The organism is Scytonema sp. UIC 10036, assembly GCF_009725235.1.
The window spans coordinates 1-22341 of sequence record NZ_WJFC01000010.1 but is presented as its reverse complement, the minus strand read 5'-3'; the positions used below and the strand labels follow the sequence as shown (position 1 = coordinate 22341).

General features: G+C 41.7%; 23 protein-coding genes. 11 read left to right on the top strand and 12 right to left on the bottom strand.

Annotation, left to right across the window (positions count from 1 at the left end; genetic code table 11):
- Window positions 1-344 precede the first annotated feature (344 nt).
- Together F7734_RS06810 and F7734_RS06805 are read right to left on the bottom strand one after the other, a co-directional pair.
- Complete coding sequence (locus tag F7734_RS06810) at window positions 345-974, bottom strand: hypothetical protein (RefSeq protein WP_155743962.1); 630 nt, start codon at window positions 972-974, stop codon at window positions 345-347.
- A 421-nt stretch (window positions 975-1395) separates the two neighbouring features.
- On the bottom strand, window positions 1396-1965 hold the full coding sequence (locus F7734_RS06805; RefSeq protein ID WP_155743961.1) for a metalloregulator ArsR/SmtB family transcription factor: 570 nt from the start codon (window positions 1963-1965) through the stop codon (window positions 1396-1398).
- 212 nt (window positions 1966-2177) lie between these two features.
- Between F7734_RS06805 and F7734_RS06800 the strand changes: the two genes are divergently transcribed.
- Together F7734_RS06800 and F7734_RS06795 are read left to right on the top strand one after the other, a co-directional pair.
- A complete protein-coding gene (locus F7734_RS06800; protein ID WP_155743960.1) occupies window positions 2178-2354 on the top strand; it encodes a helix-turn-helix domain-containing protein in 177 nt (58 codons plus the stop codon).
- A gap of 512 nt (window positions 2355-2866) precedes the next feature.
- Window positions 2867-4621, top strand: coding sequence for a PAS domain-containing protein (locus F7734_RS06795; RefSeq protein WP_155743959.1), 1755 nt, complete (start codon window positions 2867-2869; stop codon window positions 4619-4621).
- 49 nt (window positions 4622-4670) lie between these two features.
- Here F7734_RS06795 and F7734_RS06790 read toward each other — a convergent pair whose 3' ends face one another.
- Window positions 4671-5393 (bottom strand): Crp/Fnr family transcriptional regulator, encoded by a 723-nt coding sequence (locus F7734_RS06790; protein ID WP_155743958.1) that lies wholly within the window; start codon window positions 5391-5393, stop codon window positions 4671-4673.
- A gap of 262 nt (window positions 5394-5655) precedes the next feature.
- On the opposite strand from F7734_RS06790, the gene F7734_RS06785 reads away from it, so the two are divergent.
- Window positions 5656-6651 carry a chemotaxis protein CheB gene (locus F7734_RS06785; protein ID WP_155743957.1) on the top strand — a complete coding sequence of 332 codons (996 nt, stop codon included), beginning with the start codon at window positions 5656-5658 and terminating at the stop codon, window positions 6649-6651.
- 498 nt (window positions 6652-7149) lie between these two features.
- Here the strand turns inward: F7734_RS06785 and F7734_RS06780 are convergent, their stop codons facing one another.
- The 4 genes from F7734_RS06780 to glpX form a co-directional block, all read right to left on the bottom strand.
- Entirely contained in the window at window positions 7150-9792 is a 2643-nt protein-coding gene (locus F7734_RS06780) for a UPF0182 family protein (RefSeq protein ID WP_243146734.1), read from the bottom strand.
- 3 nt (window positions 9793-9795) lie between these two features.
- The gene (locus F7734_RS63160; protein ID WP_243146733.1) at window positions 9796-10044 is read right to left on the bottom strand and encodes a UPF0182 family protein; all 249 of its coding nucleotides are present in this window, start codon (window positions 10042-10044) and stop codon (window positions 9796-9798) included.
- An 82-nt stretch (window positions 10045-10126) separates the two neighbouring features.
- Window positions 10127-11413, bottom strand: a complete 1287-nt coding sequence (locus F7734_RS06775) for a glutamyl-tRNA reductase (RefSeq protein ID WP_155744042.1) — start codon at window positions 11411-11413, stop codon at window positions 10127-10129.
- Window positions 11414-11537: 124 nt separating this feature from the next.
- Complete coding sequence (gene glpX, locus F7734_RS06770; protein WP_166481771.1) at window positions 11538-12575, bottom strand: class II fructose-bisphosphatase; 1038 nt, start codon at window positions 12573-12575, stop codon at window positions 11538-11540.
- 397 nt (window positions 12576-12972) lie between these two features.
- On the opposite strand from glpX, the gene grxC reads away from it, so the two are divergent.
- From grxC to grxD, 7 genes are all read left to right on the top strand, one after another.
- Window positions 12973-13290: a glutaredoxin 3 gene (gene grxC / locus F7734_RS06765; protein WP_155743956.1), complete on the top strand. Its 318-nt coding sequence runs from the start codon at window positions 12973-12975 to the stop codon at window positions 13288-13290.
- Window positions 13291-13366: 76 nt separating this feature from the next.
- Window positions 13367-13897, top strand: a complete 531-nt coding sequence (locus F7734_RS06760; protein WP_155743955.1) for a hypothetical protein — start codon at window positions 13367-13369, stop codon at window positions 13895-13897.
- 237 nt (window positions 13898-14134) lie between these two features.
- Entirely contained in the window at window positions 14135-14620 is a 486-nt protein-coding gene (gene tadA / locus F7734_RS06755; RefSeq protein WP_155743954.1) for a tRNA adenosine(34) deaminase TadA, read from the top strand.
- A gap of 112 nt (window positions 14621-14732) precedes the next feature.
- Window positions 14733-15566, top strand: coding sequence for a 1-acyl-sn-glycerol-3-phosphate acyltransferase (locus F7734_RS06750; protein ID WP_155743953.1), 834 nt, complete (start codon window positions 14733-14735; stop codon window positions 15564-15566).
- Between the two features lie 209 nt (window positions 15567-15775).
- Window positions 15776-16384 (top strand): hypothetical protein, encoded by a 609-nt coding sequence (locus F7734_RS06745; RefSeq protein WP_155743952.1) that lies wholly within the window; start codon window positions 15776-15778, stop codon window positions 16382-16384.
- Between the two features lie 279 nt (window positions 16385-16663).
- On the top strand, window positions 16664-16918 hold the full coding sequence (locus F7734_RS06740; RefSeq protein ID WP_155743951.1) for a BolA family transcriptional regulator: 255 nt from the start codon (window positions 16664-16666) through the stop codon (window positions 16916-16918).
- Between the two features lie 116 nt (window positions 16919-17034).
- Complete coding sequence (gene grxD, locus F7734_RS06735) at window positions 17035-17358, top strand: Grx4 family monothiol glutaredoxin (RefSeq protein ID WP_155743950.1); 324 nt, start codon at window positions 17035-17037, stop codon at window positions 17356-17358.
- A gap of 299 nt (window positions 17359-17657) precedes the next feature.
- Here the strand turns inward: grxD and F7734_RS06730 are convergent, their stop codons facing one another.
- A complete protein-coding gene (locus tag F7734_RS06730) occupies window positions 17658-17906 on the bottom strand; it encodes a DUF6761 family protein (RefSeq protein WP_038079370.1) in 249 nt (82 codons plus the stop codon).
- A gap of 517 nt (window positions 17907-18423) precedes the next feature.
- Between F7734_RS06730 and F7734_RS06725 the strand changes: the two genes are divergently transcribed.
- The gene (locus tag F7734_RS06725) at window positions 18424-19185 is read left to right on the top strand and encodes a response regulator transcription factor (protein ID WP_166481770.1); all 762 of its coding nucleotides are present in this window, start codon (window positions 18424-18426) and stop codon (window positions 19183-19185) included.
- A gap of 82 nt (window positions 19186-19267) precedes the next feature.
- On the opposite strand, the gene F7734_RS06720 is transcribed toward F7734_RS06725, so the two are convergent.
- From F7734_RS06720 to F7734_RS06705, 4 genes are all read right to left on the bottom strand, one after another.
- On the bottom strand, window positions 19268-20047 hold the full coding sequence (locus tag F7734_RS06720) for an ATP-binding cassette domain-containing protein (RefSeq protein ID WP_155744040.1): 780 nt from the start codon (window positions 20045-20047) through the stop codon (window positions 19268-19270).
- Between the two features lie 117 nt (window positions 20048-20164).
- A complete protein-coding gene (locus tag F7734_RS06715) occupies window positions 20165-20713 on the bottom strand; it encodes a hypothetical protein (RefSeq protein ID WP_155743949.1) in 549 nt (182 codons plus the stop codon).
- Window positions 20714-20802: 89 nt separating this feature from the next.
- Window positions 20803-21264 (bottom strand): DUF4079 domain-containing protein, encoded by a 462-nt coding sequence (locus tag F7734_RS06710; protein WP_155743948.1) that lies wholly within the window; start codon window positions 21262-21264, stop codon window positions 20803-20805.
- A 171-nt stretch (window positions 21265-21435) separates the two neighbouring features.
- On the bottom strand, window positions 21436-21831 hold the full coding sequence (locus F7734_RS06705) for a DUF1830 domain-containing protein (protein ID WP_155743947.1): 396 nt from the start codon (window positions 21829-21831) through the stop codon (window positions 21436-21438).
- Window positions 21832-22341: the final 510 nt, after the last annotated feature.

Sequence of the window (22341 nt, the reverse complement as noted above, 5' to 3'; positions counted from 1 at the left end):
GAACGAAACCCAACCTACGTGTTTTTGTCTTTTTAGGCTTAACCGACAAGTATTGTCTGTAGACCTTCAAGACTCATAGAATTGTAAAAAATATTTTATTTTAGATTCAGGCTTTTCATAAACTTTGGCAATTGGCAGAGAAACAAAAATATGAATTTCAAATACACCGCTTTGATGAGAAGTTTAGTATCTGACTTTTCATGGGCTTTGGAAATGAAAGAGCGGTTCGCGAGTATTGCGACTCGCGAACCAAGTCGAAAGAAAAATAATTAGATAATTTCAGGTATTGTTTCTACCCAGTGTATGCATAAGCCTTATTGACACTCCCTTGCTTGAAAGAGTAGTCAACTTACAGAGGCTTTGTTACCTTTGCGTGTTAACCCCAAAGCAGATTGAGCTGAAGGAAATGCGGAAATAGCCGTTTGCACTGATAACTGATTCAGTGTTATGGGCTGAGTCTCATAAGTGGAATGAGTAATCACTAATGGTTGAGTCTTTTCCTGTATAGCAGTCACTGCTTCTTTAGTTTCAGGAGCAATGGGTGATGCACTCTGTCTGTCATACATGACTGTAGTCGCTTCACTCGGCGCTTTTGTTGGAGTCTGGTTTTCTTCATCTAGAAACCAACTCAATTTAGAGAACATTGGATTAGCTGGTGAAAGTTGAAGGGCTTTAATTTGAGAATCTTTCTCTGTTACCAGATGTTCGAGGTTGAGCACCTTTTTCTCCAACTCAGAAGACTGACGTACTGAGTGTTGCAATCCCACCATTAACGCACCCGCAAGTCCCAATCCCAAACTAAATGCTGCTCCAACTCCAGGAGAAACAAAGTCCTTCAATTCGCCGTAATAAATTTCTTGACCTTCTACTTGAATTTTGACTGGTTTTGACCCTTGTAGGGCTAAAAGCAATAAAAATGATGCAAAGAGCGTACCAGATATAACAACGGTAGGCAGTATGATTTTTTTGAGCATAGAAAAACCTGCTGGTATCCTGTTTTTGTACAACTTAGGTCACCGAACTACTGCACCCTTTAAAGACTTTATCCTTTTGCTGCACTTAAAAACTAAATTTTTTTGATGCAGCAAATACATTGATATGTGGTTTCTACGGAACTTCTTAATCCAAAGTTTGTCAATTTACGCGACAATCTGTTGTGTATTTTTAATGAATTATACAAAGAATCTGTAAATTTTTATAGAGTAACCCAGAAAACATTGTCTTTTTAGTATGAAAATTTTGTTGATAGTGCTTGATAATAAATCTCATGCCCTACGTAAAGACCCTTCCGTATTTAGTAGGGCGAGCAATACCTACCAACATTAAATGGTGGGTTTTAGCCCTACCTACGCCTACTTTCATATCTAAGTATGGAAGGGTTAACAACAGGTAACTTTATTGTTCCTCTACAAAACGTCGGTAAACTTCATTCTCTGTTTGCATTAACTGGTGAGCAACTAATTCCCTGCGTAACGTGGCGCAGTCAGGATGGTACTGCTGAAGAATTTTATTCATAGTGTTTTGTGAGTAATTCACTCCTACCTCAAATTTGTTTGCCAACCACTTCAAAATAACTAAGCGTTTTTTACGACTTGTGGGAATTTCTTTGAGGCGATCGCCTTCTGTATATGTACCAAGAACTTTGCTTTCCCATGCTTCGGTATCCACATCTTCAACCAAAGAGGCTATTGTCTCCGGCTTAGCAATCTCCTTGCCAATCTTTTCCAGGGCTTGGTTGTTCAACTGATACAAATGAGTATTTCCCTCCGGACGCATTGTCACTAGGTTTAGCTCTTTCAGTTTTGCAAGATGATGTGACACTGTTGGCTCCTTCAGTTGTAGAAGGACCGCCAATTCTTCAACACTACACTCTTGATTCGCGAGGATACCCAAAATTTTGAGTCGGCTTTCATCTGCCAACGCCTTCAAAAAGCGCAGCAGAATTTGAAACTGCTCACTGTTCATCTTCTGTTATACTGTTATTAGACGCAAATCTAATTAGATGTTCATCAAAATAAAGCTGCTGTTCTCCTTTGACGCAGCACAAAGCTTGTCTTGAGAATTTTTTAGTTAAGTTAATTCTGTTACGAATTACTAAGAATATTTAGTTTTCTTAAGTAGTTCTTTACATTTCGCCATAAATTATCGATCGCTAATACGAATCATGAGCTTAGATTATGATTAAGGCAGGCATTTCACTTGTACAAGCAGCGAAATACTTACAGGTAGAACAATCCACTCTTTACATTGCGTTGCAAAAAGGAGAAATTCCCACTAGTAGAAGAAATGGAAGAACTATAGTAACTCAAGGTGCTTTATTGGATTATCAAGCAAGAAAACGAATCTTATTATAAACAAAATTAAAATTTTATTAACATTGAGTTGGTGGTTGGTAGGGGTGCAACCCCTAGATAAATTGCTATGCATGAATCATATCTTTCTTTACAATCTTGAAACCCATGCCTACAATCCATTCTGGACGCTGAGATTTTCAAAAGACTTGACAAAATGGCACTTATTCTTCTCGCAAAAATTTTATGTTTATTGAGAATGAACAACGAACGAATCAGGGTTAGTGGCACTATCCATCTGGTTCTAAAGACTTGAAACTTTTATCCGGTAGAGAGCAAGCCTCTCAAATACTGAGTTTAAGCGGATTCAAAGAGCCAGAGAAATAATGAGAAAGTAAGATTTAAGCCGATTATTCGGAATTATCCCCATTTCCCGTGTCACAAAACAAATAGTTTAAATCTCTTTCATTCGTGAGATTGAAGCAAACTCAAATTAGCCTTAACCTGTTGATGAAGAAGTTTTTATAAAATTTCTATACCTGGTAATTGAGCGTCACTAATGGAAGAGATGAGGCGTGAACGAGGAGAAATTTTTCCAGCAACTAAAGATTTTGTACGATCGCGTGAGTGCCCTACAAAAGGATACTGGTGGTACATCGCTGTCGGCTCAAGTGTGGCTGCCTACAGCTCTTGAGGAACTTAACACCGCCTTTGAGGAATTAAAGGTGGCTGAGGAGGAGCTGCGAGCGCAAAATGAGGCGCTAGCAACTGCTCGTCAGACAGTAGAAGCAGAGCGCCAGCGCTACCTGGATTTATTCGAGTTTGCTCCAGACGGCTACCTTGTTACTGATGCACACGGAAAGATCCAGGAAGCTAACAACGTTGCTGCCAAGTTGCTTAACATCGCTCCTAAGTTTTTGGTAGGCAAACCGCTCGTTAACTTCGTCACCCGTGAAGAGCGGAAAACCTTTCGTAGCAGACTACACCAAATGTGCCAGGTGAACTGGGTGCAAGAGTGGGAAGTGCGCCTGGTGCCACGCGAGCGAGAGGGTACAAGGGTTCCTTTTGACGCTTCTATGACGGTAAGCGCTATCCGCAATGAGAAAGGTGAATTAGTCGCCTTGCGCTGGTTGCTACGCGATATCACCGAACGCAAACAGGTTCTGGAGCGGTTGCGGTTACTGGAGTCGGTAGTTCTTAACATCAATGAAGCTATTATCATCACAGAAACTGAGCCTCTTGACGAACCAGGTCCGCGTATTGTGTACGCTAACGAAGCCTTTACCCGCATGAGTGGCTACCATCCTCAGGAAGTGCTTGGCAAATCCCCACGCTTTATGCAAGGTCCAAAGACTGAACGCGCCGTGCTGAATACAGTTCGGACAGCTTTGGAGAAATTTGAGCCTGTGGTTGTCGAACTAATTAATTATCGCAAGGACGGCTCGGAATATTGGATACAGATGAGCCTGGTACCGCTCATGGATGAAACAGGGTGTTACACTCACTGGGTTTCAGTGCAACGCGACATTACTCTTGCCAAACGCGCAGAAGAAGATCGCGCTCAGCTGCTTCGCGAGCAAATTGCACGTGCTGAAGCCGAAGCGGCAAACCGTACAAAGGACGAGTTTCTAGCAATTGTTTCCCACGAGTTGCGATCGCCCTTGAATGCCATCCTTGGTTGGGCGAAAATACTGCGTTCTGGTAAGTTGGACTCAGTTCAAACCAATAAAGCAATAGACACCATCGAGCGCAATGCCAAAGCCCAGAACCAAATAATTGAAGATTTGTTAGATGTTTCACGCATCATTCGCGGTCAGGTTCGCTTGCAACCCCATCCAACTCACCTTGTACAAGCGATTGAAGCAGCTATTGATACAGTGCATCCCACCGCCGACGCTAAAAAGATTCAAGTTTCATCCTATCTCGATCCCAAAGTTGGTTTGGTTTGGGGCGACCCCGACCGCTTAAAGCAAATCGTTTGGAATTTGCTCTCCAACGCTGTTAAATTTACGCCTGCTGGTGGAGAAGTTAAGGTTTGGTTAACAAGTCTCAATTCCCAAGTCCAAATTAAAGTGAGCGATACTGGCATTGGTATCAGCCCTGACTTTTTGCCCTACGTGTTCGATCGCTTCCGCCAAGCCGAGGATACAACTACTAGGGCGCACGATGGGTTGGGGCTAGGTCTGGCCATTGTCCGCCAGCTAGTGGAACTACATGGTGGTACAATTCAAGTAGAAAGCCCCGGAGTGGGTCAGGGAGCAACCTTTACAGTGCGACTGCCAGCGCTTGCTGATAGTTCACAAATTCTCCGTTTGGAGCAACTAGCTTGAGAGTAGGGAGTAGGGAGTAGGGAGTAGGGAGTAGGGGATGCGTCACTGGTCACTGGTCACTGTTTCCCAGCAAGCGATCGAACTCAGCTTTGACAATGCCATAACACTCGCAAGTGATGTCTTCTAGACCTTCTCTGTCAAGAATACTCATTTTGCCACGCCTGTAGCTAATGAACCCTGCCTTCTGAATCGTAGCAGCAACTACGCTCACGCTGGCACGACGCACACCCAGCATTTGCCCTAAAAACTCGTGGGTGAGGGGAAACTCGTTTGACCCAACTCGGTCTTGAGTCATTAGCATCCATCGGCAAAATCGTTCTTCAATGGAGTGCAGGCGATTGCACGCAGCCGATTGGGCGATTTGATTAAACAATGCTTGCGTATAGGATTGCAGCAGCTTAAAAAGGGGGCTAGCTGAAGTCACTTCGCGTTTGAATACATCTGCTCTCATCTGGAGAGCTTCACCTGGAATCTGACTAAACGCCTGACCGGGAATTGTATCGGCTTCTAGGAATACGGGTAAACCGACCATGCCTTCATTACCAACCGTAGCCACTTCTATTGCTTCACCATTTTCCATAACAGTCAGCAGGGAAATAACGCCATTGTTAGGGAAATAAATGTCCTGGATAGGTTCGTTTGGTTGGTAGAGGATTTGTTTGTATTCTAGGGAGACAAGTTTTAAGTGAGGCAAAAGGCGTTGGTATTCCTCTGGTGGAATGGCAGCCAGTAGACGATTTACGGGCTTGTGAGAGTTTTGAGACACGGACATCGGAAACCTCTTTGAGCCAGTGGTATATCAATCAGATAGCTCATGGCATCAGTCCATGTCGTCTGGCGAAAGAAAAAATCATTGTAAATAAGTTTTGTACGCAAGCGTACAAAACTTATTTACAATATAATTAAATAATATGTAAACAAGTCAACATAAGCATTTCATCTCCTTCGGGCTAGCAGTTGGTATCTTGCGGAATTAACCAACACAGTTGTTTACAAAAAAATCTCGCAGCCCAGCGTAAAAATAATTTTTTTCTATGTCCAATGCCCAATGCCCTATTTTCAAAGAAAATCATAAGGTTATTTCCCATTTTCCCAATATTGCTTATAACGCAGTCGCAATAGCGGCTTCCAGAGGTGGGCTAAAAGCGATCGGCAAAATTTTGTCAGCATTGCCCGTTAATTTTCCAGCAGCAATTGTTGTGGTACAGCATTTGTGTTCCAAGTACCCCAGCTACACGGCGCAAATCCTTGCTCGCCACACATCTTATGTACAAGATGTGCCCAGAATCAGTAGCTTACAAAATGGTTGTATTGGCATTGATTTAAATGCAGAAACTATTGACATTATTTATGTAAAACGCGATGGCAACCCCGCACGCACATCTGGTAAGCAGATCATCTTAAGTTTTCCCATCCCAACAGGCACAACTGGCCAAAATCAAGCGGCTCTCAGAGATATTGTTTGTGAAATAGTTAAATTAGCATCCATCTATCAATGTCCGATCGCCTGCGAAAATTTAGATTTCTCACTCAAGAAAGCTCAACTACGTCATAGTGGTTCAAAACACTATAACAGAATGCTTTCAAGCTTTATATATGACAAATTTCGGAGTTTTTTAGTTGTCAGAGCCGAAAAATCTGGAATAGAAGTCAAATTTGTGAGTCCATATATGACCAGTGTCATTGGAATGGTCAAATATATGGCGAAATATGGTTTAAACAGCGCTTCGGCGGCGGCAATGGTTATTGCTCGTAGGGCTTTGGGTTTTAAAGAGTATATCCCCCACTTGTGGTTAAAAACGCTTTCTCCATTTTTTGAACCAGAGGATTCAAAGGATGGAGGCTTTGGGGGAGGATGGGGGAAAATTTCATACTGGTTAAAAATTTATTCTATCCGTAGACCCCGATTGTTTCAACCTGATACCGTGTTGCGGTTCCTACTGGATTCCTTGACTGTGGCTAGTCCTAAAAAACCTAGACGTAGAAGGGGAAAAGTTACTGCAATTTCTACAAGTGTAGAAACAGCTTGAAGCTTTTGTTACGTTACAAAGGGGGTTTCACCGATACGGCTCGCCTCCGGCACTGAGAAGCTACTGAATATACCAGTTATGAGTAGATTTTTTCAGGTTATTTGTAGGTGACCACTTAATCAAGGAAATTATGACAGGAAGAGTGGCAGAACAAATTAAGTTGACAGCTTGTTAAATGAGTATCTATTTTTCATCACTTGTGTATCAATCTCATCAGACTTAAATTCTAGATTTTTAGACTCAAGTATAAGCGCATGAGCCTACTCTATAAGAATTGTAGATTTTGCTTTAGTGACGCTAGATTGTTGTTGTAATAGCGTAAATTTACTTTTTAACACTTCTAAACGAACAAGCAAGCTGTTATCTGGATTGGTCAAATAGGTGTCCTCATTTATCTACTTTGGGAGCGACTTTTGCAAAAAGTATATTGACTGCATTAGGCACATAAGCTTCAGTCTAATTCTTGACCACTTGGTTTGTCTGTCCTCTACCGTACCGTTACTCTACAGGACGCACAATCGCAGGTGTTGTGGCTCGATCTGGCTTAAAGATAGCAGCAAGTGCTTGTTCCAAAGTTTCTGCCATCACAATTCGGTTGTTATAAGCGACAATCACCCTCACAAACGTTGGCACACTATTTTGTTCTGCCTCTAAATAGAGAGGCTCAACATAAAGCAAAGATTGCTCAATAGGAATCACCAATAAATTTCCTTGAATTGCCTTTGAACCCTGACGGTTCCATAGGGAAATTTGCTGGGAAATCACGGGGTCTTGATTGATCAAAGCTTCAATTTGTTCGGTTCCGTAAACTAACTGTTGCTTGGGAAATTCGTAAAGCAGCAACTTGCCATATTCCTTTCCATCTGAACGGGCTGCTAACCAAGCAATTAAATTTGCGCGTTGTGTGGGTTTGAAGGGTAGTAGTAAGATAAATTCTTCTGATTCTGCTTGCGGCAGTGCTGTAATGAGATAGTAAGGTTCTACCTGTTGCGGTTTGCTACCGTAAATCTCGTTGGGAATTTGCCACAGGTCTTCTCGATTGTAGAATACCTGGGGATCGGTCATGTGATAAGTTAGCAATCGTTCTGATTGAGTATTAAAAAGGTCTACAGGATAGCGGATGTGATTGCGAAGGGCAATTGGCATTGCGTCTAACGGTTTTAATAAGCCAGGAAAAATGGCTTTGAAAGCGTTGATTATTGGATCTGTTGGGTCAGCGATAAAAAAATTAACCGAACCGTTGTAGGCATCAATGACAACTTTGACGGAATTGCGAATGTAATTAAATTGATTTTTCCCAGGATCGGAATAAGGGTAGCGATCGCTGATTGTATACGCATCAAGAATCCAGTACAGATAAGTTTCTTTGCCTTTGCTAGTTGTTCCTCCCCCATCAGCAGCAACTAGATAAGGGTCGTTGTCATAACGTAGAAAAGGAGCAATGGCTTGTACTCGTTTTTTGATATTGCGGCGAAACAACAGCTTTGTTTGGGGGGTAAAATTGTTTGTCAGCAGCATCTGCCAATCTTTCAAATACTCGGCAAATAACAAACGCTGCCACATCTGACCGATTCCAATACCCCCACGACCATCGTAAACGTTGTACACATTATCATTTCCACCGGGATAGTCTAACTCTTGAGTTCTTGTCCCAGTCATTACATAAGTGTCAGTAATTTCACCATAATAAATGCGCGGTTCTCCGACGGGAAGACTGACTCGAACTGATTCACTTGATACTTGTAACGAACCTTGGTTACCAGTTTCATCAACTCCAATGTCTTTAACGTAGTAATAAGGTAATCCACCGGGACCGACAACATTCACGGGACTGAGCGTAAAACCATAGCCATGAGTATAGATAAGATGTCTGTTTATCCAAGTTTTTGCTTGTTGGGGAACGTTGCTGTAGTCCAGTTCCCGTGCTGCTATAATCGTTTGTTGCTTTTCAGTTGTCGTCCCTCGCTTGAGAGTGTAGCGGTCAATATCAGCACCAGGAAACTTGTAGTAAGGTCGGATTTGTTGCAACTGGCGGTTACTTTCTAAAAGAGGCCGTGTATCCCAAAGACGAATATTGCGAATTGTGAGATTGTTTTCCTGCAAATCTTTGGTTGTGAGTTGACCTTGCGGATCGAAAGTTCTTGCTTCTATAGTGTTTAAATTAAATCCTTCTCGCGTCAGGGCTATAGTACGCTCTATATAAGGACGTTCGCGGATGAGCTCGTTTGGTTGAACTGCCAACCGTTGTATAGCTGATGGCAAAATTTCTCCAGAAATTGCTACCACAAGGACATACAATCCTAATGCGTAGATGAGATGAATTGGGTAGGGAATCGGTTTGAAATGCGTTTTTGTTGTCTTTGACAAAACGATAACTCGCATAATTAAATAGACTGCGATCGCAGCTGCCAAAAGACTTAACCCCGTATAAATCGGCAACAGTACCTTAACATCAGTGTAGCTTGCCCCATAGTTGACACCACGAGTAGAATACAAAAGCTTGTAGCGCTGCAACCAGTAATATAAAGCAATCCCCAACATAAACAAGCTACTTAAAGCATTTAAGTGGAGTCGTTGCGATACAGAAAACCCGCAAAACTCACCTTCACTGAGGCTATTTCCCGAACACAGGTAAGTTAAGGCAACTGAAGCTAAGCTAAACAGAAACAGCCCTAAAAGCCAAAAGACTAACAATTCCCAAATTGGAAGTGAGAATACGTAAAAACTAATATCTTGATGAAATAACGGTTCGACACGGTTAAAACGGACAACATGAAAAGACAGTAAAACCTTATCCCACTGTGCCGATAAAAGGAACCCTAACAATAAACTGATAAGTACAGCAATAGCCCTTAACCAAAACTCGTTATGCCATAGAATTGCAATTGTGAAAACGAGGAGCAATCCCAACTGTACGGGTGGAACAGATAATTGCTGGATACTAAATTGCTGCGTTATCTGCTCTAACCAAGGTGACAATTGCAGGGGAGTGCTTGGCAATTTAATCTGTATTTGCCAAACATCTAAAACCTTTGACTGTAAAAAATCAGTATAGACCCTACTACCACGCTCAAGATGATGACAGTGGCAATAAAAAAGCAGGGGAGACTGGGGGGGGGATGGAGGGAGGAGGGGAGACATTTCTCACGATCTTCCCCGTTTTTCATAAGAGTATTTTAGACGAGACGCTACGGTTAAATTGCCCAGTAAAAAAATAATTGAACAGAAGAAAGCGATCGTCCACAAACCGAGTTGAGTTGCCAAACGCACCCAAAATTCTCTGAGATATCTCACCTCACCAAACCACAAAATTTCTGCTGTTAAATGGCATACTAAATCAAAACACAGCCACAATCCCAACAGAAAAACAATCGGTTTAAAAATACGGCTCATAATTAATGCTAATGGCTAATGGCTAATGGCTAATTGTTCAACAACTATTAGCTATTAGCCATTAGCTATTAGCAATTAGCAATCAGCTAAACGATTCCTCTACATCTAAATTAAACAGCATTTGCAAAGTTTGCATACAGCGACGCCTTGCTTCAACATCTTGTTGTGCTCGTAACTGTACCATTGGGTCATGTAATATTTTATTAACAATGCCTCGCGTTAAAGCTTCGATCACCTCTTGATGTTTCTCAGCAAATTCTGAACCCAATCTCGACAAAGCTTTTTCTAACTCTTGTTCGCGAATAGTCTCTATTTTATCACGCAAACAACTAATAGTTGTCACTGTTTCGAGCGATCGCAACCAAACATCAAAAGCTTCTGACTCTTCTTCCAACAATCCCTCTGCTTCTTGAGCCATTCGGCGGCGACTTTCTTGGTTTTGTGCCACAACTGCCTTTAAATCATCCACATTAAACGCCTGTACGTTTGTCATTTCATTGACATTTGCATGGACATTGCGAGGTACAGAAATATCAATCAGCATCAAAGAGCGATTGGGGTCTAAAACCATTTCTAACTTAGCACGGTCAAGAATAGGTTCCGTCGCTGATGTACTTGTAAACACTAGATCGCATTCAGAAATCACTGTTGTCATTTCCGAAAGCAAGCAAGTTCTAATAGATTCTTCAGGGAACTGCTTTGCCAATTCCTCAGCACGTCCGAGAGAGCGATTTAAAATACAAATTCTGTTATTCCCTTTAGACAGCAAGTGTTGTACCAGCAACCGCGACATTTTACCAGCACCAAGAATTGCCACTTGACAAGCTGCTAAATTGTCCAACTTCATTTGTGCCAGTTCAACAGCAGCCGAACTAATGGAAACCGCACCCGTACCAATACTAGTTTCGCTACGCACTCGCTTGCCAGCAGTCAGGGCTTGTTTGAATAATCGATTCAAAATTGTTTTAATACTCTGATATTGCTGTCCCAGTTTGTGAGTATTTTTCACCTGAGCTAGAATTTGACCTTCTCCAAGAACAAGACTATCCAATCCAGCAGCAACACGCAGTAAATGCATCACAGCATCTTGATGCAGCAAGACAAACAAATGTTGGCGTAAAGAAGGTACAAGCAATTTGCTATGTTCCGAGAGAAATTGAGTCACCTCACGAATACCCTGTTCTGTTTCTTGGGTAACGACATAGATTTCCAAACGATTACAAGTGCTTAGTATTGCGACTTCTTCAATATGGGGATAGCTGAGCAGCTGATTTGTTGCGCTTTCAATTTGTGGTTCTGGAATACTCAACTTTTCCCGCACTTCAACAGGGGCTGTTTTGTGGCTTAACCCCACTACCGCTATATGCATAGTTGTCATTTCTTATGTGGTGTTTATTATTCGTTAATAGCTAATAGCTAATAGCTAATAGCTAATTGTTTATTTTCATTAGCCATTAGCCATTAGCCATTAGCCATTAGCCATTAGCTAATAACTATCTCAATTGCAGAGTTTTTGGCTCATCAAACAAATGGATTGTATCGACAAACCGGGCAGTGCGGGACTGGCTGGAAATAACCAAGCTTTGAGTCCTAGCGCCGCCGTGGAAGAAGCGAACACCATCCATAAGGGTTCCTGGGGTAATACCGCAAGCAGCAAACAGGACAGTTTGACCGGAAGCCAATTCATCAGCGTTGTAAACTCGATCTGGGTCTGTGATGCCCATTTCATTGAGTCGTGCGATGTTACCTTCTTTGCTCTCTCCAATCAAACCAGTTTTTACGACTTCTGGATCGTAAATCAGTTGTCCTTGGAAATGCCCACCCAAACAACGTAAAGCCGCTGCGGAAATAACGCCTTCAGGCGCAGCACCAATACCCATGAGAGCATGAATGTTAGTACCAGCAAAAGCGCAGGAAATGGCAGCAGAAACGTCACCATCGCTAATTAGCCTGACTCTAGCCCCTGCTTGACGGATTTCTTGAATGAGTTCCTTGTGGCGGGGACGATCCATAACGACGACTACTAATTCATCTACAGAACGGTCTAAGCACTCGGATAAGATTTTGAGGTTCTGAGTGGCAGACTTGTTAATATCAACATGACCGCGAGCTTGAGGTGGTGCTGCTAACTTCTTCATGTAAAAGTCAGGAGCAGCAAATAAACCGCCTTTCTCAGAAATTGCTAACACTGCCATTGAGCCGTTCTGACCGTAAGCAACCAGGTTAGTACCTTCACAGGGGTCAACAGCAATGTCAATTTCAATTAATTCATCGGGGTTGCAATAATCTTTGGCATCTGAACGGGTACAGATACCAACTTCTTCCCCAATGTAAAGCATAGGAGCTTCATCGCGTTCGCCTTCGCCAATCACGATGCGACCGCGCATATAAATTTTATTCATCCGTTCCCGCATAGCTTCCACAGCCACTTGGTCAGCAGTGTTCTTCTCACCTTTGCCCATCCAACGGGAGGAAGCAATGGCGGCTTGCTCAACAACCTCAATAATTTCTAACCCAAGTGTATTTTCCACAAACTCTGCCCTCTCAATTGCTTGGTATTACGTTGTTCTGTGAAATCTATTTCAGTTTTCAAGTCTACCAAACGGCGGATACTTGTGGAAAATAGTATCAACTTCCGTCTATGTTAAGTTTTGCGTCTAAGGTGGAGTTAGTGGTTAGTAGTTAGTGGTTAGTGGTAATTTTTAAATAGTAACATCCCCAAGTTATTTTAAGTATTAATACTTATATTAGGGAAAATCCTAGTTCGTTGAAAGCTTTTCCTAGGCAATAATATTGAAGCCAATTCATCCGTTCCACTTAAATTTTTTTAAATCCAAAGCGTAAAATTATTAACTGGTAACTGGTCACCGATCGCTGGTCACTGTTCACTGGTGATAACATACATAAAAAACTGTTAAATGACGAACAATGGTAAACTTTCTTAACTCTCTCTTAGGTCGCCATCCAGAATCCATTAAAGCAAATGTAGAAATCTATACCTGGCAAACTTGCCCGTATTGTATCCGTGCCAAATTGCTTTTGTGGTGGAAAGGAGTAAACTTCACCGAATACAAAATTGATGCTGATGAAACTGCTAGAGCAAAAATGGCAGAACGTGCTAACGGACGCCGCACAGTACCTCAAATTTTTATCAACAATCAACATATTGGTGGTTGTGATGATATTTACGAATTGGATACAAAGGGTCAATTAGATTCTTTGCTCGCTCAACCTGTAACATTATAAAGCTAATAAAAATTGATAATTATGATATACGTATATTTACAGGTGCTTATGCAGTGAGTTTAGAGAGAAGAAAACTATGCAAGAAAAAGTATTAAAAATGGCAGTCTTCGTCGCAGTATCCCTTTTGATACCAGCCTGCGCTGAAGAGCCTTCTCAAATTTTCACTGGAACACAGCAAGCAATTAAACAAGGCTCTCAATCTCATTCCACTTCCAAGTTGGCTGTTGCTAAAGCAGAATTTGGTCTTGTAAAAGTCAACCCGCAAGATTACAAAGTTTCTTTTACACCTACTAACAAAGTGCCATTAGAAAATGAAACGGCTTATGGATGGCGCATTCAACTAAAGGGCTATCAAGGTCAAGTGACATGGCGTGAAGTTTATCGATTGCCAAAAGCAGCACAAAATTGGGGACCTCCTGCTAGCGCTGAATTTTCAGTATCGGGAGACAAAACACAAGCAACAACACTACGTACTGTCTACACAAAAAATGGTGTTATTGGAAATACGTGGACTGTATCACCGGGCGATCCTTCTGGAAAGCACACTATAGAAGTTTTTGTCAATAATATTCAAGTAGGGAAGTTTGAGTTTAATTTGGTTAGTTGATAGTTGATAGTTGATAGTTGATAGTTGATAGTTGATAGTTGATAGTTGATAGTTGATAGTTGATAGTTGATAGTCGATAGTTGATAGTTGATAGTTGATAGTTGATAGTCGATAGTTGATAGTAGAACAACCAACAACCAACAACTAACCACTAACCACTAACAACTAACAACTAACAACTAACAACTAACCACTAACAACTAACAACTAACCACTAACAACTAACCACTAACCAAAATGTTAATTAAACATTTAGATTATCTAACACACCAAAAATGGATGAGTCGCGCTCTAGACCTTGCACTCTTAGCAGGTGATGCAGATGAAATCCCAGTAGGTGCTGTTATTATTGATTCATCAGGGAATTTAATTGCAGAAGGTGAGAACAGAAAGGAGCGTGACAAAGACCCGACATCTCATGCAGAAATTCTTGCTATTAGGAAAGCATCCCAAAGGTTACAAACTTGGCGTCTAAACCAATGTATCCTGTACGTGACTTTAGAACCTTGTCCTATGTGTGCCGGTGCAATTTTGCAGGCGCGTGTGGGTCTTTTAGTGTACGGAGTTGACGATCCAAAAACTGGGTCAATTCGTACTGTTAGTAACATACCCGATAGCGCTGTTTCCAATCACCGACTGCGCGTCATTGGAGGGGTTCTAGAATCTAGCTGTCGTCAACAATTGCAAGCTTGGTTTGCTCATCGGCGACAGGTTTCTAGCTAAAGGACAGAGGTAAAACTGTCCAATTGGTACTACTCAAGTCACGGAAGAAAATCTACGGTGTATCTAATAGGAGTTTCGATCGCATTTTACCTAACAGTTAGCAGCCACCGTCATGATTGAGCAACAGTCTTCCTTGAATCCATCCTGTAACATATCAATTACTATGCCAGCAAACCCTCAAGTGGCTCATTCTACTACCTCTCGGGTTTGTCCTTGGCTTAGCCCAATAATGTATTTACTAGGACGGCATTTTCTCATGCCACTTTTCTTTGGACGAATTAAAATTACCGGACAAGAAAATCTTCCTAAAACAGGTCCCGTTATCCTTGCTCCTACCCATCGGGCGCGGTGGGATGCTTTACTTATACCTTATGTTGCAGGTCGATGTGTGACAGGTCGAGATTTGCGCTTCATGGTGACTATCAGTGAGTGCCAAGGTCTTCAGGGTTGGTTTGTTCGCCGGATGGGCGGCTTTCCTGTCGATCCTCAACGCCCATCAATTTCTACTCTCCGTCATGGCGTAGATCTTCTTCGGGATGGAGAAGCTGTAGTGATTTTTCCAGAAGGTGGTATTTTCCGCGATGATAAGGTTCACCCCCTAAAACCAGGTATTTCTCGTTTGGCTTTAAGTGCTGAATCTAGCGGTAAGCCGGGGGAGGCGGCGCTGCCATGCGATAAGCTGGGTACAGCTTGCGCCAAAGGCGAACGCAGTCTCGGTGTTAAAATTGTACCAATCGCCATTAACTATAGCCAACCATTACCCAGTTGGGGTACAGACGTAACTATTCACATTGGTCGTCCGATAGAGGTAAAAGATTATACTAATGGTTCTGTTAAACAAGAAGCCAAACGCCTCACAACCGATTTAACAAAGGCACTTCAAAAATTGAATCACCAAGAAGCAGAACTTAGCCAACACGCATTTGCGGAAATTGCTAATAGCTAATGGCTAATGGCTAATGGCTAATGGCTAATGGCTAATGGCTAATGGCTAATAAAAAACTGGTAAATGGTAGTACTAGCACTGTGGGAACTTGATTTTATTGATTTTCAGTCTAAATCAAAGAGAGCTTTACTTTGTGAAAGTACAAAACAGAGTTAAGATACCCGAAGTTTCAATACGTGTTTTATTGAGTTAGTACTCCACTTTACCCCATGAAATTTTTTCTCCATGTTCCTTTAATTCGCCTCACTTCTCTAGCAGGGGTGCTAGCTTTGTGCTTGCTATCACCTGTTGCTGCTCAAGTAGAACTTCCTGGGAGTTCTAACCAAGTCCAACCAATCGATCCCAACGATCCCAATACCCTTCGTCCAACAGGGCAAAATAACAGCTTATTAAGCATTGACGGAGGAAAGCGTCTGATGACAGAGGCAAGCAACGCAGTCTCTTCTCAAAACTATGACGCAGCCGCTAAAAAACTTCAAGAAGCCAGAATCGTTTTTAATCAGCTATCCAATTTTTATCAGGATTTGAACTCTAGCTTCTCAGGAATTGACAACAGAGTTGCTGATGCTCAGCGTAAAAAGGCACTGGAAACAGCTCAAATGAGAGATGAAGCAACTTACCAGCTTGCACTCGTACATCGAGCACAAAATAAACCAGAGTTAGCTGTACCGTTACTAATTCAAATCGTTAAAAGTCAAAACCCCACACGGGATTTAGGCAAAAAAGCTTATCAGCAGTTATTGGAGTTGGGTTTTGTGGATACTCCAGCGCGAGGTGGTGGTACAACCTCTTCTACCTCTTCCCCCACCAAAAAGTAATCAAATTCCGACCATGGATGTGTTCTTCATGGTCGGAAAATTTTTGACAAATAAAATTTGCTATTATATAATTAATAATTTATTAATTTCAGAAAACACCTACAGGCTGGAAGTCTGTGGTCACACAAACGAACCCTCCGATAAGGAGATAGGGGAGTTCCCTCCGTTATAGCACCTGCCGTGGGAATTTTACTCGCCAAGGTTTCCAAAAAATATCAGTCGCAACAGTTAAAATCCGTAATAGGAATACTAAATAAAGTAGGGTTCTCAAAAATCGCGATGATTAGTCCGCAGCAAGTTGAGGAAATGATTAAGGCTGAACTGCCAGATGCCGTAGTTCAAGTGCAAGACTTGACTGGAGGCGGTGACCACTATCAAGTCACTGTCGTGTCATCGCAGTTTGCAGGTAAAGGATTGGTGCAACAACACCAGTTAGTTTACAGTGCGGTACGGCAAGCTATGTCTACTGAAGCTATTCACGCCCTAGCACTCAAAACCTATACTCCGGATAGTTGGCAAATAGCTCATGGCTAATGGCTCATGGCTAATGGCTCATGGCTAATGGAAAAAACAATTAGTGATTAGCGATTAGCAATTAGCAATTAGCAATTAACAATTAAACCAAAAATAAGTTAGGAAATAACGAGACAATGACTCCAGAACTCAAAGAGCGAATTGACAGTTTAGTAAAGCAAAACAAAATTTTAGTGTTCATGAAAGGAACCAAACTCATGCCCATGTGTGGTTTCTCCAACAATGTTGTTCAAATACTGAACACATTAGGTGTTCCTTTTGAAACAATTAATGTACTGGATGATTCTGATGTGCGCCAAGGGATTAAGGAATACTCTAATTGGCCGACGATCCCTCAGGTCTATATCAATGGTGAGTTTGTAGGTGGTTCGGACATCTTACTTGAACTCTACCAAAAAGGTGACTTGCAGCAAATGGTAGAAGTCGCATTGGCTTCTTAGAAGGGAATACGGGTTAGGAGTTAGGGAATTGGGAAGATGAAGAGCGACTACATTCTGGACTCACTTCCCCAATCCAAAATCCAAAATCCAAAATCCAAAATCCAAAATCCAAAATCCAAAATCCAAAATCCCTCAGCAGATTTTTCAAACCAGAGTTTGCTGAGGGGGATAAACTTAGCTAAAAAAATATCTCTAAAATTCTCCAAAATTTATATTCACTGCTACATGGTAACAAAGCAGATAATATGCTATAATTATCTGCGTTGATTTAAGATTGCTGCTGATACCTGCACCCAGCGTTAGTAGTAATCTGGTTGGGGCTGTGTTTGTGTCATTGTGAAGTTTGAAACATCGTGTAAGTAGCGGCTTGCTTCCTCCTCTAAGCGATGAATCAGATACGGTTCAATGGCATTACCGTGACGCAGCGCGGCTAGATAGCCATCCAAATACATCCGCATATCATCCATGCGATAACCGCGATTCCATAGCTCGACGAAGGCGTCGGTTAGTCTTTGGTAATAGCGGATGGTTTGTGTGTCTTGGAGCATAACGGCTGTTGAAATTTGTTTGGAAAAAAAATTGTAGTCGATCTAAAACCAGATGTGAAGTCTCACCTCTAGTTTTGCACTGGCTAATGGGTGTTGATATCTTCCTCTTTGGGGAAACCCCAAGAGCTAGCTACAAATTATTTAGATCCTATTCCAAAAATTAGGGAATAGGGTTAACTGGTAAGTTATTGTTATAATTCAAGGGAACAACGGCATAAGTCATGTTGGGGGGTAGAGTACATTAGTAGGAGATTCTTTGCTATTTGTTGCGATCGCAGGATCGGTAAGCAGCACTCTATCCATAGCAGGCTATTTCACAAAAAGTGGTTTTGATAAGTCTAACAAAAATTTAAGAATATTACTAATGTGGCTTGTAACAAGGCATTGATTAAGCACTTTGCCCGTATAAGTATTGGTAAATTTGAAGCTAATAGCAATTGAAGTAACAAGGGTTACAAAACCTAGGACATATGCTTTGTTACCTTGAAAGTCATACATAATAAGGGGTCTTGCCACCGTGGGTTCGGTTTGTATTGAAATCGTTGAGGGAAATCCCCATCTGAGGTCACTGCTAGGCTGGCACTTGCAACAACTGGACTATCGGGTGCATCAAGCTGCAAGTATATATCAAGCTAGGGAAGTATTTTTAAGCAACCAGCCAACACTAGTGATTCTTGATGCCGACTTACCTGATGGTGATGGCATTGAGTTTTGTCGTTGGTTGCACCGTCAGCAGCAGCCTTTGATTCTGATGCTATCTGCGCGAAGTAATGAGGCTGACATAGTTGCTGGGCTAAAAGCAGGGGCAGATGATTATCTCAGCAAACCTTTTGGGATGCAGGAATTTTTAGCACGAGTGGAAGCACTCATTCGTCGAAAACGCACACCTGTTGCACCTGCTTATCTAGATTATGGTGCTTTGCAAATTGACCTGGTACAGCGTCGAGTTCGTTACCAAGGTGAGTTCATTGACCTAACACCGCAAGAATTTAGTTTGCTTTATGTTTTAGCGCAAGCTGGAGGAGTGCCTTTGAGTCGGTCAGAACTTTTGCGCCGTGCTTGGCCTGATGCGATCGATAACCCCCGCACTATTGATACACACGTTTTATCCTTGAGGAAAAAAGTGGAATTAGATCCACGCCAACCAAGTTTAATTCAAACTATCCGTAATGTGGGTTACAGATTTAATATGGAAGTTCTTAACGCTAACAATCCACAATCAACAACAAAAATACCTAAGGAACGATTTCACAATCAACGTTCGACGGTTAGTAGTTAGTTGTTAGTGGTTAGTGGTTAGTGGTTAGTGGTTAGTTGTTAGTTGAATTAATGACAAATGACCAATGACACTTGACAAATAACTAAAATTCAAATTCGTCTTGAGCTTTGGCTTTTGTTAAATTCTCTTTTACGTTAGCCCAATTGATATGGGGTTCTTTTTGATTGCTTATTAAGCGACCCTGCTGTAAATATAACAAGCACGTACAGAACCCCTGGCATAGATCCAGTTGGTGATTTACCATCACGATAGTTGTTTGCTGGTTTTGAGCAAGCTGGCACAGAACTTGCACCAAATCTTCTGCCCTGGCAGCATCTAGGGCTGATGTTGGTTCGTCTAATAACAAAATTTTTGGTTGAATGACTAAAGCACGGGCAATTGCCACAAGTTGTCTTTGTCCTGCTGAAAGTTGTACCTCAGCCCGCCCCAACCAATCATCTGGAATTTGTAACTGTTCTATCCAATGTGTTACACGTTGTTGAATGGTCTGTTTGGATAAACCTCGTAAAATTAGGGGATACGCCAACGCTTCTCTCACTGTCATCCCCAAAAGTTTGGATTCTTGTGGTACTAATGTGACTGATGAACGAAGCTGTAATACGGGAATTTGACGATATTCTTGATTTTCTAGATAAATTTTGCCACTAGAATATTCGCTTAAACGGTTCAACACGCGTAATAAATAAGTTTTGCCTGCACCAGACGCTCCAGTAATAGCTATGCGATCGCCCTCAAATACCTCAAAAGAAATATCCTTTAGTATGGGGTACCCTAACTGTTCGCCTTTTTTCTGAGTTTTCAATCTAGCAAACAAGCTGACTTGTTCCAAGCGCAGTAGTACTTTGGGAGTAGGTTGTCCCATTTGCGAGTCTTGCTGAGTTTCCAATTTTAACCTTATCTGTAATATTTTTTTGTTATCTCACGCCAAGACGCGAAGACGCAAAGAAAAAGTTAGCGTCTTTGCGTCTTCGCGTGATGCTTATTTTATGCCAACTCCAGCAACAGCTGTAGTAATTGTCCAGGCATCAACTAATAACAGCAGTAATGTAAATCCCAATAAAATCAAATACATCCAAGGTTGAGCCAAAGGATATACATCTGCTGTGTCTATTCCCGTTTTTTCTTGGACAATTTGAACTAAACGGGCAAATCCCACGATACGCATTGGGAGTAAATACGCTTTACCATCCTCAGAGAGAAAATAGTAAACTAGCCCGCCTTGTCCCGTGGTACGGGGTTTTAAGCTTTTAACCTCTGCCCAAGGTAAAGACCATCCTTTGCGAAAAAAACGCGGTACCCATTTAGGATAAGTAACCTGAATTCCTTGGTCATCGACAATCACACGTTCGCTTAATGCTGCGTATAAGGCTATCAACCCGATAGCAATGCCTACCCACAGCAGTGCTGGTGGTATAGGCGCATCTGTAACTTGCGCTAAGAAAGGCAATGGTGTAGTCAGTGCTACGTATAAAGCTAAAAGAGTGATTCTAATTAAGGGCGAGAGACGAAAAGTAGAGGATGATTCCATTTTTGGATTTGGCTTGCTATGACACTCCTAATCCCACACTAGCTAAAAACGAGCGCTTTCATAATATGGTTCCACAGAGCAACCCAAGACTAAGGTAAATACTTTTGTACTACATTCCATCCAGTCAGAGACACCCAGACAAAAGCAAAGAACAGAACGATGTTGGTTCCAACATGGAGGCGCTTAACCCAAGGACGTTTGGTATGAATCAGCAAAGCGCTTCCTGCGGAAAGTAAAACCAGTAAAACTACGATAACTCCTGCATAAAGATGTGGAGAATGACCCAAAGAACCGAAGTGACCGAGAGTGCCAATAATGCCAATCAGCAACAGCAGCAGTACTAAACTTACCATACAACCGCCGATGAGCAAGTGAAGAGCGCGTATATCCGTATTATCTGTAGAACCCTGAAAGATAAAAGGAAGACGTTCTGATGTTCTGTGAAAAAACATCCAAACTCCCGTAAATGCTAGCAGCATATAAGCCAGTAACGACAAGCCCATCGACCATGCTGCTATTTTCCATAACCAGATAAAAGAAGGTAGATCCATATTTAATGGGGACTAGGGACTAGGGACTAGGGACTGGGAATTGGAGACAAGGGGATAACAAAAACAATTTAATTGCTGCTCTATCCCCTATCCCCTATCCCTTATCCCCTATCCCCACAAATAAAAGGGCTGCTGAGTACAGCAACCCTCAAACTAAGCAAATTTGTTTTCTTAATCAACGGATACTAAACCAGCGACGTTTAAGGATTTTATAGAATCTCCGGTTTTTGTATGAATGGATTGAACAATTGGTTTTTTATGAAAAGGATCTATTTCTGACTGAGAGTTTGTTGCTAACTCGTAATTGCTAGCTTCACTAATGACAAGGCGATTGCACGGAATTCTATCCGATAAAATTGCACTAGCCATCATACCCGTATGAATCTCTAAGTGAGCTTCTCTAGGTGCTTCAAACACTAACCGTTGTCCGGGAAAAACAACCCTTTCAAAGTACCAATTAGGAATGTTTGATATGCGTGCCACTTGTATTTTACTTGTGGCATTCACGTAGCAGCAGAAAAGTGTAGCCGATTGCTCGGATGGTAGAGGATCTAGTATTTGAGCCATAACTGCTGAGGAGCTTTATTTACGCCACTATTTTATATTACATCACATAAAGCTAACACCGATTGATCCCCATATGCTGTAACTCCGACTACCATATGAACTTTTACACACGATCTCTATCTTAAGGTATGCCAGAGATATGAAAAATTTGTAAAAATTTATGCCTTTTATGCAATTCTACATTATACGCAAGCAAATACGATCTCCGTATCTCTTAAAAATTAAATATAGCCATGCTCTAATTGTCTGTTTTGTAGCTGAACTCTACAAGCAACTACTGTGGATCGTTGGATTTCTTAAATGAGCGGGGATGTTATTGTAAAGATATAAATATATTTTTTTCGCTCTTCTATGTCTAAAGGCTATGCGTCCAAATCAATGACTGGTGACCAGTGACTGTTGAATTCTCATCCTAATTAAGTTAGGAAATTTGAATATAGCAATCCTAAATCATTCATGAAAAATTGAACTACGTAGGTAGGGCTAAAGCCCACCACTTATTGTATTTGG